This window comes from Curvibacter sp. EU05-FHT14A10 (assembly GCF_058791075.1).
Map to the genome: position 1 here is coordinate 263,799 of NZ_JBYTDE010000005.1, position 15,997 is coordinate 279,795.

14 protein-coding genes are annotated in these 15,997 nt (G+C 63.5%); all 14 read right to left on the reverse strand.

Annotated features, from left to right (window positions below):
• Positions 1-1,329 carry a histidinol dehydrogenase gene (hisD, locus tag AC3WUT_RS11940; RefSeq protein ID WP_492347286.1) on the reverse strand — a complete coding sequence of 443 codons (1,329 nt, stop codon included), beginning with the start codon at positions 1,327-1,329 and terminating at the stop codon, positions 1-3.
• A gap of 39 nt (positions 1,330-1,368) precedes the next feature.
• The gene (gene hisG, locus AC3WUT_RS11945; RefSeq protein ID WP_019576135.1) at positions 1,369-2,010 is read right to left on the reverse strand and encodes an ATP phosphoribosyltransferase; all 642 of its coding nucleotides are present in this window, start codon (positions 2,008-2,010) and stop codon (positions 1,369-1,371) included.
• A 21-nt stretch (positions 2,011-2,031) separates the two neighbouring features.
• Positions 2,032-3,309, reverse strand: coding sequence for a UDP-N-acetylglucosamine 1-carboxyvinyltransferase (gene murA, locus AC3WUT_RS11950; protein ID WP_492347287.1), 1,278 nt, complete (start codon positions 3,307-3,309; stop codon positions 2,032-2,034).
• 65 nt (positions 3,310-3,374) lie between these two features.
• Positions 3,375-3,617, reverse strand: coding sequence for a BolA family protein (locus AC3WUT_RS11955; RefSeq protein ID WP_492347288.1), 243 nt, complete (start codon positions 3,615-3,617; stop codon positions 3,375-3,377).
• 68 nt (positions 3,618-3,685) lie between these two features.
• On the reverse strand, positions 3,686-4,441 hold the full coding sequence (locus tag AC3WUT_RS11960) for an ABC transporter permease (RefSeq protein ID WP_492347289.1): 756 nt from the start codon (positions 4,439-4,441) through the stop codon (positions 3,686-3,688).
• Entirely contained in the window at positions 4,438-5,367 is a 930-nt protein-coding gene (locus AC3WUT_RS11965) for an ABC transporter ATP-binding protein (protein ID WP_492347290.1), read from the reverse strand. The genes AC3WUT_RS11960 and AC3WUT_RS11965 overlap by 4 nt, the downstream gene beginning before the upstream one ends.
• 89 nt (positions 5,368-5,456) lie before the next feature.
• Positions 5,457-5,726, reverse strand: a complete 270-nt coding sequence (locus AC3WUT_RS11970) for an STAS domain-containing protein (protein ID WP_492347444.1) — start codon at positions 5,724-5,726, stop codon at positions 5,457-5,459.
• Positions 5,727-5,728: 2 nt separating this feature from the next.
• Complete coding sequence (locus AC3WUT_RS11975; protein ID WP_492347291.1) at positions 5,729-6,370, reverse strand: MlaC/ttg2D family ABC transporter substrate-binding protein; 642 nt, start codon at positions 6,368-6,370, stop codon at positions 5,729-5,731.
• Positions 6,371-6,459: 89 nt separating this feature from the next.
• Positions 6,460-7,206, reverse strand: a complete 747-nt coding sequence (locus AC3WUT_RS11980) for an MlaA family lipoprotein (RefSeq protein WP_492347292.1) — start codon at positions 7,204-7,206, stop codon at positions 6,460-6,462.
• A 23-nt stretch (positions 7,207-7,229) separates the two neighbouring features.
• Positions 7,230-7,718, reverse strand: coding sequence for an outer membrane lipid asymmetry maintenance protein MlaD (mlaD, locus tag AC3WUT_RS11985; protein WP_492347445.1), 489 nt, complete (start codon positions 7,716-7,718; stop codon positions 7,230-7,232).
• A gap of 54 nt (positions 7,719-7,772) precedes the next feature.
• Complete coding sequence (gene mlaE, locus AC3WUT_RS11990; RefSeq protein WP_492347293.1) at positions 7,773-8,555, reverse strand: lipid asymmetry maintenance ABC transporter permease subunit MlaE; 783 nt, start codon at positions 8,553-8,555, stop codon at positions 7,773-7,775.
• Positions 8,552-9,376 (reverse strand): ABC transporter ATP-binding protein, encoded by an 825-nt coding sequence (locus tag AC3WUT_RS11995; RefSeq protein WP_492347294.1) that lies wholly within the window; start codon positions 9,374-9,376, stop codon positions 8,552-8,554. Before AC3WUT_RS11995 ends, mlaE begins: the two co-directional genes overlap by 4 nt.
• Positions 9,377-9,533: 157 nt before the next feature.
• Positions 9,534-11,000, reverse strand: a complete 1,467-nt coding sequence (locus tag AC3WUT_RS12000) for a glutamate synthase subunit beta (protein WP_492347295.1) — start codon at positions 10,998-11,000, stop codon at positions 9,534-9,536.
• Positions 11,001-11,035: 35 nt separating this feature from the next.
• Positions 11,036-15,811, reverse strand: a complete 4,776-nt coding sequence (locus tag AC3WUT_RS12005) for a glutamate synthase-related protein (protein WP_492347296.1) — start codon at positions 15,809-15,811, stop codon at positions 11,036-11,038.
• Between the last annotated feature and the right edge of the window lie 186 nt (positions 15,812-15,997).

Below are 15,997 nucleotides of genomic sequence, written 5' to 3' on the forward strand. Positions count from 1 at the left end.
TCAGGCGCGGGGCGTTTTGAGCCGCATCTCAGCAGCCTGGGCGTGGGCCTGCAGCCCTTCGCCGTAGGCCAGTTCGGCCGCGATCAGGCCCAGGGTCTGGGCACCGGCTTCACTCACTTCGATCAGGCTGCTGCGCTTCTGGAAGTCGTACACGCCCAGGGGTGAGCTGAAGCGGGCCGTGCCACTGGTCGGCAGCACATGGTTTGGCCCGGCGCAATAGTCGCCCAGCGACTCACTGGTGTAGGCCCCCAGGAAGATGGCACCGGCGTGCTTGAGCATGGGCTCCCAACGGTGCGGTTCTCGGCTGGACACTTCCAGGTGCTCGGGCGCGATTCGGTTGCTGATGGCACAGGCCTCTTCCATGCTGCGGGTGTGGATCAGTGCACCGCGATCGCTCAGCGACTTGGCGATGATCGCCGCGCGTGGCATGGTGGGCAGCAGGCGATCGATCTCGCGCTGGACGGCCTCGATGTAGGCCGCATCGGGGCACAACAGGATGCTTTGGGCCAATTCGTCGTGTTCGGCCTGGCTGAACAGGTCCATGGCCACCCAGTCGGCGGGCGTGCTGCCATCGGCCAGCACCAGGATTTCACTGGGGCCGGCGATCATGTCGATGCCCACGGTGCCGAACACCCGCTTCTTGGCACTGGCCACATAGGCATTGCCCGGGCCCGTGATCTTGTCGACCTTCGGCACCGTGGCCGTGCCATACGCCAGCGCAGCCACGGCCTGGGCTCCCCCGAGGGTGAAAGCCCGGGTGACGCCTGCCACATAGGCGGCTGCCAGCACCAGCGGGTTCTTTTCGCCCTTGGGCGTGGGCACCACCATGATGATCTCGCCCACGCCAGCCACATGGGCCGGGATGGCGTTCATCAGCACGCTGGAGGGGTAGGCCGCCTTGCCACCGGGCACATAGATGCCCACACGGTCCAGCGGAGTGACCTTCTGGCCCAGCAGAGTGCCTTCTTCATCACGGTAGCTCCAGCTTTCGCCTGAGGCCTTTTTCTGCGCCTCGTGGTAGCTGCGCACACGACGGGCCGCCTGCTCCAGCGCCTGGCGCTGGACTTCGGGCAGGCCATCAAAAGCGGCCTTCAGTTCAGCCTGGGTCAACTCCAGGGCCGCCATGTCGGTCACGCTCAGGCCGTCGAAACGCTGGGTGTACTCGATCACGGCGGCGTCACCACGCTGCTGCACGTCGGCCAGGATGTCGGCCACGCGCTGTTCGATGGCCGCATCGGTGTCGGCAGACCAGTGCAAGCGGGCCTTGAAGTCAGCCTCGAAAGAGGCCGATTCGGTCGACAGGCGAAGGGGGGCGGCTTGCAGGGTCATGGCGAGGGGCTCCGGGGCGAGGGGTTCTTCTTCAAAGGATCAGTCGGCTTTCACGGCACCGGCAAAGGCGTCGATGATGCGGCGGATGGGGGCTTGCTTGAGCTTGAGTGCCGCCTGGTTGACCACCAGACGCGAGCTGATGTCCATGATGCGCTCCACCTCCACCAGGTGGTTGGCCTTCAGGGTGCTGCCGGTGGACACCAGATCGACGATGGCGTCAGCCAGGCCCGTGAGCGGCGCCAGTTCCATGCTGCCATAGAGCTTGATCAGATCGACGTGAACGCCCTTGGTGGCAAAGAAGTCACGGGCAATCGAGGTGTACTTGGTGGCCACACGCAGGCGCGAGCCCTGCTTGACGACGCCCGCGTAATCGAAATCGGCCCGCACGGCCACACTCATGCGGCAGCGCGCGATGCGCAGGTCCAGCGGCTGGTACAGGCCCTGGCCGCCGTGCTCGATGAGGGTGTCCTTGCCGGTCACGCCGAGGTCGGCGCCGCCGTACTCGACGTAGGTGGGCACATCGGTGGCACGCACCAGCACCACGCGAACATCGGGCTGGTTGGTGGGCAGGATCAGCTTGCGGGATTTTTCAGGGTCTTCGGTGACCTCGATGCCGGCGGCTGCAAGCAGCGGCAGCGTTTCGTCAAAGATGCGGCCTTTGGAGAGGGCGAGCGTAATCATGTGTCTGGTCTTTCCCCGGGGTCAGCGGATTCGTTCGATGTCGGCACCCAGGCCGCGCAGTTTTTCTTCCATGCGATCGTAGCCACGGTCGAGGTGGTAGATGCGGTCCACCACGGTCTCGCCCTCGGCCACCAGACCGGCAATCACCAGGCTGGCCGAAGCACGCAGATCCGTGGCCATGACCTGGGCCCCCGACAGGCGCGGTACGCCCTCGATGATCGCCACCTTGCCATCGGTCTGGATGTGGGCGCCCAGTCGGACCAGTTCGTCCACGTGCATGAAGCGGTTCTCAAAAATCGTCTCGGTCACCCGCGACACACCGCCCGAGACGCAGTTCAGCGCCATGAACTGCGCCTGCATGTCGGTCGGGAAGCCCGGGTACTCGGTGGTGCGAAAGCTCTGGGCCTTGCAGTAGCTGGCCGCAGGCCCTGGGGCCTGGACGCGGATGCCGCCCTCATGGGCCGTGACCGAGGCACCCGCCTGGATCAGCTTCTCGATCACCGCGTCAAGGTGCTCGGCACGGCCATGGCGCAGGAACACATCGCCGCCCGTGGCCGCCACGGCACACAAAAAGGTACCGGCCTCAATGCGGTCGGCCACCACCGCGTGACGCGCACCGTGCAGACGCGGAACGCCCTGAATGCTGATGCGGCTGCTGCCCTGGCCTTCGATGCGGGCACCCATGGCGATCAGCATCTCGGCCAGGTCCTGGATCTCGGGCTCCTGGGCGGCGTTTTCAAGCACCGTCTCGCCCTCGGCCAAGGTGGCGGCCATGAGGAAATTCTCAGTGCCGGTGACGGTCACCATGTCGGTGGTGATGCGGGCGCCCTTCAACCGGGTCTGACCTGCGGGCAGGCGGGCCACCATGTAGCCATGCTCGACCTGGATGTCGGCCCCCATGGCCTGCAGGCCCTTGATGTGCTGATCCACCGGACGCGACCCGATCGCACACCCGCCAGGCAAGGACACCCGGGCACGACCGAAGCGGGCCAGCAAAGGGCCCAGCGCGAGCACCGAGGCCCGCATGGTCTTGACCAGTTCGTAAGGTGCCTCAGGCTGGGTGAGCGCGGAGGCGTCCAGACGCACCGTGCCCTGCTCGCTCTGCTCGGCCAGCACGCCCATGTGGCGCATGAGCTTGAGCATGGTCGCCACGTCCTGCAGGCGGGGCACGTTGTCCAGGGTGACAGGCTCCTCGGTCAGCAAGGCGGCGCACAGTTCGGGCAAGGCCGCGTTCTTGGCACCGGATACAAGGGCTTCACCATTCAGGGAACGGCCGCCGCGGATGAGGAGTTTGTCCATCAGGGGTTGAAAGGGTCAGAGGGCGTGAGCTTGGCTCCAGAGCACCGACGGTGGTGTCCAGGCGCTCAGCGCGGCTGGGCAGCCCACTCCGCGGGCGTGAAGGTCTTCATGGACAAGGCGTGGACCTCGTCGGTGCGTATTTTCTCACCGAGCGTGGCATAGACCCGCTGATGGCGCTGGATTGCGCGCTTGCCTTCGAATTCGGCCGACACGATGGTGGCGTACCAATGGCGACCGTCGCCCTCGACCACGAGGTGGTCGCAATTCAGGCCGGCGGCAATGATTGTTTGAAGATCGTCAGAAGTCATGGTGGGAGGCAAATGGGTTGGAGACAACGCCCCGGACAACCCGTGGGCGTGGGCCGTCAGGATGCGGCTCAGCTGCGAATCTTGTAACCAGTGCGCAGCAGGTGCAGTGCAATGCCACAGATGACCAGCCAGGCACTGCCGACGAGGGCCAGACTGAGCCAGGGCGACACATCACTGACCCCGAAGAATCCGTAACGGAAGCCGTCGATCATGTAGAAAAACGGGTTCAGATGGCTGACCTGCTGCCAGAATGGAGGCAGCGAATGGATCGAATAGAACACGCCTGACAGAAAGGTCATGGGCATGATCACGAAGTTCTGGAATGCGGCCATCTGATCGAACTTCTCGGCCCACAGTCCTGCGATCAGACCCAGCGCGCCGAGCATCGAGGCGCCCAGCGCCGCAAACACGACGATCCAAAGCGGCGCCACGAAACCCGGCAAGGCAAACACCGCGGTGACGATCAAAACCCCCAGGCCCACCACCAGGCCGCGCACCATCGAGGAGCCGACATAGGCCACAAACCAGGCACGGTGCGACAGCGGGGTCAGCAGCAAAAACACCAGATTGCCCATGATCTTGCTCTGGATCAGCGAGGAAGAGCTGTTGGCAAAAGCGTTCTGCAGCACGCTCATCATCACCAGCCCCGGGATCAGAAAGGCGGTGTACGACACCCCCTCATGCACCTGGACGCGCTCATCAAGGACATGGCCGAAAACCATCAGGTACAGCACGGCCGTGAGCACCGGCGCGGCCACCGTCTGGAAGCTGACCTTCCAGAAGCGCAGCACTTCTTTGTAGAGCAGGGTTTGCCAGCCGTTCATGCTGCCACCTCCTGCGCGGTCTGGCGGCTGCCCGCCATGACGCTGATGAAGACATCCTCCAGGTCGGCCTTGCGCACCTCGATATCCTCGACCACCAGACCCGACTCTCGCACCAGGGCCAGGCTGCGCTCGATGTCAGCGGCATCGTGCACCGCCAACTGGACGATGCGCCCGGTGACCCGGGCCTGCGCCTGCAAAGAGGCCGGCAATTCGCCATCCACCTTGAAACGCAGCACATTGCCCGAGGCCCGGCTCAGCAGCTCGGAGGTGCGCTCCAGGGCCACCACCCGGCCTTGCTTGAGCATGGCCAAGCGCCCGCACAGGGCTTCGGCTTCGTCGAGGTAGTGGGTGGTCAGCAAAACGGTGTGGCCCTGCTTGTTGAGGCGGGCAATGAACTGCCACAGGGTCTGACGCAATTCCACGTCGACGCCGGCAGTGGGCTCATCGAGCACGATGATGGGGGGCCGATGCACCAGGGCCTGGGCCACCAGCACACGGCGTTTCATGCCACCCGATAGCTGGCGCATGTTCGACTTGGCCTTGTCGGCCAGGCCCAGACTCTCCAGCAGCTCATCGATCCAGGCATCGTTGTTCTTCACCCCGAAATAGCCTGATTGGATTTTCAGTGACTCACGCACCGAGAAGAACGGATCGAACACCAGTTCCTGGGGCACGATGCCCAGGCGACGCCGGGCTTCAGCGTAGTCGACCTGAACATCTGCCCCCTGCACCAGCACTCGCCCCGAGCTGGCACGAGCCAGCCCCGCAAGAATGCTGATCAAGGTGGTCTTGCCCGCGCCGTTGGGGCCGAGCAGGCCGAAGAATTCCCCTTCTTCGATGTCGAAGCTGACATCGTTCAAGGCCTGGAAAGGCCCGCGGGGGGTGGAGAAGGTCTTGGAGACCGATTGGAATGAGACTGCAGGCATGGAGACTTGGGATTTTAAGCCCAGGGCTCGCAACGCTGTTTCCTGAGACCTGCGGCCCCGACAAGACGCAGGGTCATGCCATGCTGAATTCAGGCGGCCGGCAGCAGTTCGCCGACGCCGTAAAGCTGGGCCAGCGTGGCCAGCCGAGGGTGCAGCCCCTGCACCGCAAAGGTCTTGCCCAGGGCCAGCGCCTCGCGCCGGCAACCCAGCAGCACCGCCAAGGCTGAAGAATCAAACACGGTGGTGGCCGAGGCATCAGCCACCACCTGCGGTTCGGCATGCCGCCGCAGGGTTTGCACCAGCATGCCCAGGCAAGCCCCGGCCTGGGCGTGAGTCAATTCGGCAGGCAGGACCAGCACCATCAGCCCTTCTTGGCGTTGTTGGCCTTGTTGCGCTCAGTCAGGGTGGCGATCAGGCCGTCGATGCCCTTGGCATTGATTTCCTGGGCAAACTGACTGCGGTAGGTCTCAACCAGCCACACCCCCATCACATTGAGGTTGTAGATCTTCCAGCCAGCGCCCACGCCAGGGGTCTTCTCGAGGCGGTAATCGAGCTGGATCGGGTCCCCCTTGCCACGCACCTCGCTGCGCACCACGACATCGGTATCGTCAGCTGCCGCACGCAGGGGCTTGATGGAAATGGACTGGTCAGACACCTGCGCCAGCGCGCCCGAATAGGTGCGCACCAGCAAGGTCTTGAACTCTTCCTGCAGACGGGCCTTCTGCTCGGCCGAGGCCTGGCGCCAGGCTGGGCCCACCGCAGCAGCCGTCATGCGCGGGAAGTTCACATTCGGCATGATCTTGGTGTCGACCAGCGCCACCAGCTTGGCCGTGTCGCCGCCTTGAATGGCCTTGTCGGTCTTGATGGTGTCGAGCACGTCAGTGGACAGCTGCTTGATCAGCGCATCCGGAGCTTCGTCGGCAGCCAGGGCGGTCAGAGGAAGTGCCAGGGACAGGGCACCGGCCGCGGCCACCAGCCATGCGCCAAGAGTACGTCGTTGCATAGAAATCCTTTCAAAGCGGCATCAGCCACGGAGTGATAACGGTTCAGACCCGGCGGCGGACGACAAACGGTCCGCGCACCCGGTCAACCTCACGGAAGCGGTTCGGGTGGCAGCGCGCCATCATCCTCATCGGGACGGCCCCGGCCATGCAGGCGTTCGTTGTCGCGCAGTTGCAGGTAGACGTCACGGGTGAAGGAGTATTTGTCCAGGGCCGCCTCGTCGAGCACACGGCTGGCCCCCAGCAGATTGGAGCGGATCGACACCACGCGCAGGGCGTAAAGCGAGTTGCGAGTGGGCACGTGGTCGATGTGCGTCACGACGTCACCCTTCCAGATGATCGGCAGGGCCACGGTGTCGCGCAAGGTGGACGGGCCCAGGATGGGCAGCACGATGTACGGCCCGGTGGGCACGCCATAGCGCGCCAGGGTTTGCCCGAAATCCTGCTTGTGCTGTTCGATCTGCATCTCGCTGGCGATGTCCAGCGTGCCCCCCAGCCCAAAGATCGTGTTGAAGCCAAAGCGCAAAGCCGTGTCGGCCGAACCCTTCAAATCGAGCTGCAACACGTTGTTGACGAAGGACCAGACTTCACCGAGGTTGGAGAAGAAGTTGTTCACCCCCGTGCGCACCAGCGAAGGGGTGACCTCCCGGTAGGCGGTGGCCACCGGCTTGAACACCGCGCTGTCTACGGCATCGTTGAGGCGCGACATGTCACGGTTGAAGGGCTCCAGCGGGTCGCGCGGGTTTTTGCCCGGGCCAGTGGCACAGCCAGCCAGCACGGCCAAGACCACCGCAGCCATGGCCATGCGCAGCCATCCTCCAGCGCGGTTCAAATTCATATTTTTAGGATCGTCACTCATTTTTACTTTTTAGCTCCGTTGGCCGGCGTTGAAGGGCCGTCTGCAGCCTTGCTGTACAGGAACTGGCTGATCAGGTTCTCCAGGACCACGGCCGATTGCGTCGTTCCGATCTTGTCGCCCGGTGCCAGGTTCTTCTCGTCAGCACCCGCCTCGATTCCGATGTACTGCTCGCCCAACAGGCCAGCCGTCAAAATCTTCAACGAGCTGTCCTTGGGGAAGGCATAGCGATTTTCCAGGGCCAAGGCCACCTGGGCCTGGAAGGACTTGTCGTCGAAAACAATCGACTCCACGCGACCGACCACCACCCCTGCGCTCTTGACAGCAGCTTTAGGCTTGAGCCCGCCAATATTGTCGAACTTCGCAGTGACCCTGTAGGTGGACTGGAAATTCAGGCTCAGCAGATTGGCCGACTGCAGTGCCAGAAACACCACCGCACCCAGACCCAGCAGAACGAACAGACCTACCCAGATATCATTTTTGGAGCGTTGCACAACACTCTCCTTTGCTACGTCGAGGGTCGGCCAGACAGCCAACCCGGTTGAATCTCAAACACTGAACATCAGTGCGGTCAGGATGAAGTCCAGGCCCAACACGGCCAGCGATGCCACGACCACGGTACGGGTAGTGGCACGCGACACCCCTTCGGGCGTGGGCATGGCCTCAAAGCCCTGCAGCAGGGCCGTGAAGGTCACGGTGAAACCAAACACCACGCTCTTGATCACGCCATTGCCCACATCGGACCACACATCGACCCCGCCCTGCATCTGACTCCAGAACGAGCCCGAATCGACCCCGATCAGAGGCACTGCAATCACCCAGCCACCGATCACGCCCACAGCACTGAACACTGCGGTGAGCAAGGGCAAGGTGATGACGCCCGCCCAGAAACGCGGCGCCAGAATGCGGCGCACCGGATCGACTGCCATCATTTCCATGGCACTGAGTTGCTCGCCGGCCTTCATCAGGCCGATCTCTGCCGTGAGCGAGGTGCCGGCGCGCCCGGCAAACAGCAAGGCCGTGACCACGGGCCCCAGTTCGCGCACCAGAGACAGCGTGACCAACTGACCCAGGGCTTCGGACGACCCGTAGCGCTGCAAGATGTTGAAGCCCTGCAGACCCAGCACAAAGCCGATGAACAGGCCGGACACCGCAATGATGGCCAGGGAATAGTTGCCCAGGAAATGAATCTGATCGCGCACCAGACTGAAACGACGCATGCAGGCGCCAAAGTCCATTACCAGGCGGGCAAACAGACGGGCGCCGTGGCCGATCGCAGCCAGTTGCCGGCGCGTGGCCAGCCCGACATCGGAAGGGTTGAACCAGCTCATGCCCTGCCCCCCTGGCCTGGGCCAAAGTCATCGGCCACGCTGGGGCCCGGGTAGTGGAAACGCACCGGCCCCTCAGGCAGGGCATTGACGAACTGGTGCACCAGCGGATCGTCGCTGTGTCGCACCTCATCAGGTGTGCCCTGGGCCACGATGCGGCCATTGGCCAGCACGATGACCTTGTCGGCAATGTGGAAGGTCTCGTCAAGATCGTGCGAAACAATGATGCTGGTCAGGCCCATGGCGTCGTTGAGCTCGCGGATCAGGCGCGCGGCCGTGCCCAGCGAGATCGGGTCCAGTCCTGCAAAAGGCTCGTCATACATGACCAACTCCGGGTCAAGCACGATGGCGCGCGCCAGGGCGACGCGCCGAGCCATGCCGCCCGAGACTTCGCTCGGCATCAGATCACGGGCGCCGCGCAAGCCCACGGCATTGAGCTTCATCAGCACGATGTCGCGAATCAGGGCTTCAGGCATGTCGGTGTGTTCACGCAGGGGGAAGGCCACGTTGTCGAACACGCTGGAGTCGGTGAACAGCGCCCCGAACTGGAACAACATGCCCATGCGGCGACGCACCTTGTACAGCCCCGCCAGATCGAGCTGCGCCACGTTCTGGCCATCAAAGCTCACCTCGCCGGCCTGGGGCCGAACCTGGCCACCGATCAGGCGCAGCACGGTGGTCTTGCCGCCGCCTGAGGCGCCCATCAAGGCCGTGACTTTGCCACGTGGAATGGTCAGCGAAACGCCGTCCAGAATGACACGCTCCCCATACCCGAAGGTCAGGTCGCGCAATTCGACTAAAGAAGGGGTAGGTGTTGAGGACATGAAGCAAAAACGCCGGACGGGGCCCGGCGGTTCTGAATCATAAAGGATCCGGGTGAACACTTGGTCAAGCCCGGATTGACCCTCAGATACAACAACGCTCCCACCAGGGGAGCGTTGTTGATTCACCTCTTGTGAATGAGGCTGGTCAGGCTGACGATCAGCGTGGCAGGTCGCTGAAGCCCATCAAGAACTCATCCACGGCGCGAGCGGCCTGGCGCCCTTCGCGGATGGCCCAGACCACCAGCGACTGGCCGCGGCGAATGTCGCCTGCAGCGAAAACCTTGGCCACGTTGGTGGCGTAACCGCCGGTGAACTCGGTGCTGGCCTTGGCGTTGCCACGGGCGTCCTTGTCGACACCGAAACCGTCCAGGATGGTGGCCACCGGGTTCACGAAGCCCATGGCGAGCAGGACCAGATCAGCCTTGTACTCTTTCTCGGTGCCCGGAATCTCGACCAGCTTGCCGTCCTTGAACTCGACATGCACCGTCTTCAGGCCGGTGACCTTGCCCTTGTCACCGATGAACTCCTTGGTGGAGATGGCGAACTCACGGGTGCAGCCTTCGTCGTGGCTGGAGCTGGTGCGCAGCTTCAGCGGCCAGTAAGGCCAGGTCAGCGGACGGTTTTCCACTTCGGGCGGCTGGGGCATGACCTCGAACTGGGTCACGCTGGCCGCGCCGTGGCGGTTGCTGGTGCCCACGCAGTCGCTGCCGGTGTCACCGCCACCGATCACGATGACATGCTTGCCCTCGGCGCGCAGTTGGCCCTTGAGTTTGTCGCCCGCATTGACCTTGTTCTGCTGGGGCAGGAATTCCATCGCGAAATGGATGCCGTCCAGGTCACGACCCGGCACGGGCAGATCGCGAGACTGCTCAGAGCCGCCGGTCAGCAGCACAGCATCAAAATCCTTCTTGAGCTGCTCGGGGCTGATGGTTTCCTTGGCCCAGTTGGTCACCTTGGAACCTTCGGGCATCTTGCCCACCAGCACGCTGGTGCGGAGGGTCACGCCTTCGGCCTCCAGTTGCTTGGCGCGGCGGTCGATGTGCGACTTTTCCATCTTGAAGTCAGGAATGCCATAGCGCAGCAAGCCGCCGATGCGGTCGTTCTTTTCGAACAGGGTCACATCGTGGCCGGCGCGTGCCAGTTGCTGGGCGGCGGCCATGCCGGCGGGGCCAGAGCCCACGACAGCCACTTTCTTGCCCGTCTTGTGCTTGGCCGGACGGGGCTGCACCCATCCCTCGGCCCAGGCGCGGTCGATGATCGCGTGCTCGATCGACTTGATGCCCACGGCGTCGTCGTTCACATTCAGCGTGCAAGCAGCTTCGCAAGGCGCCGGGCAGATGCGGCCCGTGAACTCAGGGAAGTTGTTGGTGCTGTGCAGCACTTCGATGGCGTTCTGCCAATCGCCGCGGTACACGAGGTCGTTGAAGTCCGGAATGATGTTGTTGACCGGACAGCCGTTGTTGCAGAACGGTGTGCCGCAATCCATGCAGCGTGCACCCTGCACCTTGGCTTGCGACTCGTCCAGGCCGACGACGAATTCCTTGTAATGCTTCAGGCGCTCGGCAACGGGCTTGTAGCCCTCTTCGATGCGCTCAAATTCCATGAAGCCAGTGACTTTTCCCATGATGTCTGAGTCCTTGATTCGTGTGGTCGGTCGGATTACTTGGCTGCGGCGGCTTCTTTGGCCGATGCCTTGGCCTTGGCCGTGGTGGCAACCGCCTGTTTCTTGGCGTTGATTTCGCCCAGGGCACGCTTGTATTCGGTCGGGAACACCTTCACGAACTTGGCGCGCGCCTCAGCCCAGCTGTCCAGCAGTTCGCGGGCGCGCTTGCTGCCGGTCCAACGGTGGTGGTCTTCCAGCAGCTTTTTGAGCTGGGCTTCGTCGGTCTGCTCGCGGTGCCAGACGGCACGGTCGATGCTGGCCTCTTGCTCGGCCGCCGGCAGCACCTTCTCGAGGGTCACCATGGCGGTGTTGCAACGGCTGGCAAAGCTGCCGTCGTCGTCATAGACGTAGGCAATGCCACCGCTCATGCCGGCAGCAAAGTTGCGGCCCGTCTTGCCCAGCACGGCCACGGTGCCACCGGTCATGTACTCGCAACCGTGGTCACCCGTGCCTTCGACCACGGCCGTGGCACCCGACAGACGCACGGCGAAACGCTCGCCGCCCACGCCGCTGAAGAAAGCCTCACCGCTGGTCGCACCGTACATGACGGTGTTGCCGACGATGATGTTGCGCGACGATTCACCGCGGAAGTCGATGCTCGGACGCACCACCACGCGGCCGCCCGACAAGCCCTTGCCGGTGTAGTCGTTGGCGTCACCGATCAAATACATGGTGATGCCGCGGGCCAGGAAGGCACCGAACGACTGACCACCCGTGCCTTCGAGCTGGATGCGAATCGTGTCGTCCGGCAGGCCTTCCGGGTGCACCTTGGTCAGGGCACCCGACAGCATGGCGCCGACCGAGCGGTTCACGTTGCGGGCCACTTCGATGAATTGGACCTTCTCACCCTTGTCGATGGCTGCGCGCGACTTGGCGATCAGCACATTGTCGAGGGCCTTGTCGAGGCCGTGGTCCTGGTTTTCGATGTGGAAGCGCGACACTTCCGGGCCCACCTGGGGCATGGCGAACAGGCGGCTGAAATCCAGGCCCTGGGCCTTCCAGTGCTCAACGCCCTTCTTCATGTCGAGCAGGTCCACGCGGCCGATCATGTCGTCGAACTTGCGGATGCCCAGTTGGGCCATGATCTGGCGCACTTCTTCGGCGATGAAGAAGAAGTAGTTCACCACGTGCTCGGGCTTGCCCGAGAACTTGGCGCGCAGCACCGGGTCTTGCGTGGCCACGCCCACCGGGCAGGTGTTCAGATGGCACTTGCGCATCATGATGCAGCCTTCGACCACCAGCGGGGCGGTGGCGAAGCCGAACTCATCAGCGCCCAGCAGTGCGCCGATGGCCACGTCGCGGCCCGTCTTCATCTGGCCGTCGGCCTGCACACGGATGCGGCTGCGCAGGCGGTTCAGCACCAGGGTCTGCTGGGTTTCGGCCAGGCCGATTTCCCACGGGCCGCCGGCGTGCTTGATCGAGGACCAGGGGGAGGCACCAGTGCCGCCGTCATGACCGGCGATCACCACGTGATCGCTCTTGCACTTGGCCACACCTGCCGCGATGGTGCCCACACCCACTTCAGACACCAGCTTGACGCTGATGCTGGAGTGCGGTGCCACGTTCTTCAGATCGTGGATCAGCTGGGCCAGATCTTCGATCGAGTAAATGTCGTGGTGCGGCGGGGGCGAAATCAGGCCCACACCGGGCACCGAGTAACGCAGTTTGCCGATGTACTCGGACACCTTGCCACCAGGCAGCTGGCCGCCTTCACCGGGCTTGGCACCCTGGGCCATCTTGATCTGGATCTGGTCGGCCGACGACAGGTATTCGGCGGTGACACCGAAGCGGCCCGAGGCCACTTGCTTGATCTTGGAGCGCAGCGAGTCGCCCGGCTGCAGCGGCAGATCGACCTCGACCTGCGATTCGCCGATCACGCTCTTGAGCGTGGCACCCTGGGCAATCGGGATGCCCTTGAGTTCCTGGCGGTAACGGGCCGGATCCTCACCGCCTTCACCGGTGTTGCTCTTGCCGCCAATGCGGTTCATGGCCACGGCAAGGGTCGCGTGGGCTTCGGTGGAGATCGAACCCAGCGACATCGCGCCGGTGGCGAAACGCTTGACGATTTCCTTGGCCGACTCGACCTCTTCCAGCGGAATGGCCTTGCTTGGATCGACCTTGAACTCGAACAGGCCGCGCAGGGTCATGTGACGACGCGACTGGTCGTTGACGAGCTGGGCGTATTCCTTGTAGGTGTTCCAGTTGTTGGCGCGGGTGCTGTGCTGCAGCTTGGCAATCGCGTCAGGCGTCCACATGTGCTCTTCGCCGCGGGCGCGCCAGGCGTACTCGCCGCCCGCATCCAGCATGGTGGCCAGCACCGGGTCGTCACCGAAGGCCGCCTTGTGCATGCGGATGGCTTCTTCGGCGATTTCAAACACGCCGATGCCCTCGACACGGCTGGCGGTGCCGGTGAAGTACTTGTTGACGGTCTCGGTGTTCAGGCCGATGGCCTCGAACAGCTGGGCACCGCAGTAGCTCATGTACGTGCTCACGCCCATCTTGGACATGATCTTGGACAGGCCCTTGCCGATCGCCTTGATGTAGTTGTAGATCGCCTTGTCGGCCGACAGGTCGCCCGGCAGGTCCTTGTGGATGACCTGCAGGGTTTCCATGGCGAGGTAGGGGTGCACGGCTTCAGCGCCGTAGCCTGCCAGCACGGCAAAGTGATGCACCTCGCGGGCGGTGCCGGTTTCGACCACCAGGCCGGCGGTGGTGCGCAGGCCCTCGCGCACCAGGTGCTGATGGATGGCCGAGAGGGCCAGCAGCGCGGGGATCGCCACCTGGGTGGCGCTGATGGCGCGGTCGCTGATGATCAGAATGTTGTGGCCGCTCTTGATGGCGTCCACGGCTTCGGCACACAGCGAGGCCAGCTTGGCTTCCACGCCTTCACGGCCCCACACCACGGGGTAGGTGATGTCGAGGGTGTAGCTGCGGAATTTGCCCTGGGTGGTCTTTTCGATGCTGCGCAGCTTGGCCATGTCGGCGAAGTCGAGCACCGGCTGGCTCACCTCAAGGCGCATCGGCGGGTTGACCTGGTTGATGTCCAGCAGGTTGGGCTTGGGGCCGATGAAGGACACCAGCGACATCACGATGGCTTCGCGAATCGGGTCGATCGGCGGGTTGGTCACCTGGGCAAACAACTGCTTGAAGTAGTTGTACAGCGGCTTGTTCTTGCTCGACAGCACGGCCAGCGGGCTGTCGTTGCCCATCGAGCCGATGCCCTCTTCACCGTTGGTGGCCATCGGGCTCATCAGGAACTTGATGTCTTCCTGGGTGGTGCCGAAGGCCTGTTGGCGGTCCAGCAGATCGGCGCTGAAGGATTCAACGCCGGCCGCCTGCGGCTCGGTCGATTCGACAGAGCCCTGGGTAGCCGACTCGCCAGCCACCGGTGCCGCCACGTCGTCGAGGCGGATGCGCAGGTTCTCGATCCACTGCTTGTAGGGCTTGCTGTTGGCCAGACCGGCCTTGAGCTCTTCGTCGTCGATCATGCGGCCTTGCTCCAGATCGATCAGGAACATCTTGCCGGGTTGCAGACGCCACTTGCGCACGATCTTGTTCTCAGGCACGGGCAGGACGCCCGATTCGGAACCCATGATCACGAAATCGTCGTCGGTGATGCAGTAGCGCGAAGGGCGCAGGCCGTTGCGGTCCAGGGTGGCGCCGATCTGGCGGCCATCGGTGAACACGATCGAGGCCGGGCCGTCCCAGGGCTCGAGCATGGCTGCGTGGTACTCATAGAAGGCCTTGCGGCGCTCGTCCATGGTGGTGTGTTGCTCCCAGGGCTCGGGGATCATCATCATCACGGCCTGGCTGATCGGGTAACCCGACATGGTCAGCAGTTCCAGGCAGTTGTCGAAGGTGGCGGTGTCGGACTGGCTGGCAAAGCTGATCGGGTACAGCTTTTGCAGGTCAGCCCCCAGCACCGGCGAGGACATCACGCCTTCGCGGGCCTTCATCCAGTTGTAGTTGCCCTTGACGGTGTTGATTTCACCGTTGTGCGCCACATAGCGGTACGGGTGGGCCAGCGGCCATTCAGGGAAGGTGTTGGTCGAGAAGCGCTGGTGCACCAGGCCCAGGGCCGAGACGCAACGCTCGTCCTGCAGATCCATGTAGTAGGTACCCACCTGGTCGGCCAGCAGCAGGCCCTTGTAGACCACGGTGCGGCTGGACATGCTGGGAACGTAGTATTCCTTGCTGTGCTTCAGGCCCAGCGCCTGGATGTTGGCACTGGCGGTCTTGCGGATCACGTACAGCTTGCGCTCCAGGGCGTCCTGCACGATCACGTCGTTGCCACGGCCGATGAAGACTTGGCGCAGCACCGGCTCTTTTTCACGCACGGCGGGCGACATCGGCATGTCGCGGTTCACCGGCACATCGCGCCAGCCCAGCAGCACCTGGCCTTCGGCCTTGATGGCGCGCTCCATCTCCTGCTCGCAGGCCAGGCGGGAAGCGTGCTCCTTGGGCAGGAAGATCATGCCCACGCCGTACTCGCCGGGCGGGGGCAGGGCCACGCCCTGCTTGGCCATTTCTTCGCGGTACAGCGCGTCGGGCAGCTGGATCAGGATGCCGGCGCCGTCGCCCATCAGCTTGTCGGCCCCCACGGCGCCGCGGTGGTCGAGGTTCTCGAGGATCTTCAGACCTTGCTGAACGATGGCGTGGCTCTTGACGCCTTTGATGTGGGCCACGAAACCGACGCCACAAGCGTCATGCTCGTTGGTCGCCGAATAGAGACCGTGTTGTTGGAGATGCTGAATCTCTGCAGCCTTCGTCATGGCATGTCCTGATCTGTGGGGCCAGTCGCTGGTCTGCCTGCAAAGGCAGCGCCGGCGCGACCCGGGTTACACGATATTTCGCGGGGAAGCGAAGGATAGTGCAGTGCAATAAAAATGCCAAGAAAATTAAATTGGGGTCAGATACCAATTTAAAAATCAGACAGTTTCTGCAGAATAAATTAGGGA

What these genes read in the sequence shown, in the direction of transcription:
- hisD (WP_492347286.1), bottom strand. Translation starts at nt 1,329, where the DNA reads ATGACCCTGCAAGCCGCCCCCCTTCGCCTGTCGACCGAATCGGCCTCT.
- hisG (WP_019576135.1), bottom strand. Translation starts at nt 2,010, where the DNA reads ATGATTACGCTCGCCCTCTCCAAAGGCCGCATCTTTGACGAAACGCTG.
- murA (WP_492347287.1), bottom strand. Translation starts at nt 3,309, where the DNA reads ATGGACAAACTCCTCATCCGCGGCGGCCGTTCCCTGAATGGTGAAGCC.
- AC3WUT_RS11955 (WP_492347288.1), bottom strand. Translation starts at nt 3,617, where the DNA reads ATGACTTCTGACGATCTTCAAACAATCATTGCCGCCGGCCTGAATTGC.
- AC3WUT_RS11960 (WP_492347289.1), bottom strand. Translation starts at nt 4,441, where the DNA reads ATGAACGGCTGGCAAACCCTGCTCTACAAAGAAGTGCTGCGCTTCTGG.
- AC3WUT_RS11965 (WP_492347290.1), bottom strand. Translation starts at nt 5,367, where the DNA reads ATGCCTGCAGTCTCATTCCAATCGGTCTCCAAGACCTTCTCCACCCCC.
- AC3WUT_RS11975 (WP_492347291.1), bottom strand. Translation starts at nt 6,370, where the DNA reads ATGCAACGACGTACTCTTGGCGCATGGCTGGTGGCCGCGGCCGGTGCC.
- AC3WUT_RS11980 (WP_492347292.1), bottom strand. Translation starts at nt 7,206, where the DNA reads ATGAATTTGAACCGCGCTGGAGGATGGCTGCGCATGGCCATGGCTGCG.
- mlaE (WP_492347293.1), bottom strand. Translation starts at nt 8,555, where the DNA reads ATGAGCTGGTTCAACCCTTCCGATGTCGGGCTGGCCACGCGCCGGCAA.
- AC3WUT_RS11995 (WP_492347294.1), bottom strand. Translation starts at nt 9,376, where the DNA reads ATGTCCTCAACACCTACCCCTTCTTTAGTCGAATTGCGCGACCTGACC.
- AC3WUT_RS12000 (WP_492347295.1), bottom strand. Translation starts at nt 11,000, where the DNA reads ATGGGAAAAGTCACTGGCTTCATGGAATTTGAGCGCATCGAAGAGGGC.
- AC3WUT_RS12005 (WP_492347296.1), bottom strand. Translation starts at nt 15,811, where the DNA reads ATGACGAAGGCTGCAGAGATTCAGCATCTCCAACAACACGGTCTCTAT.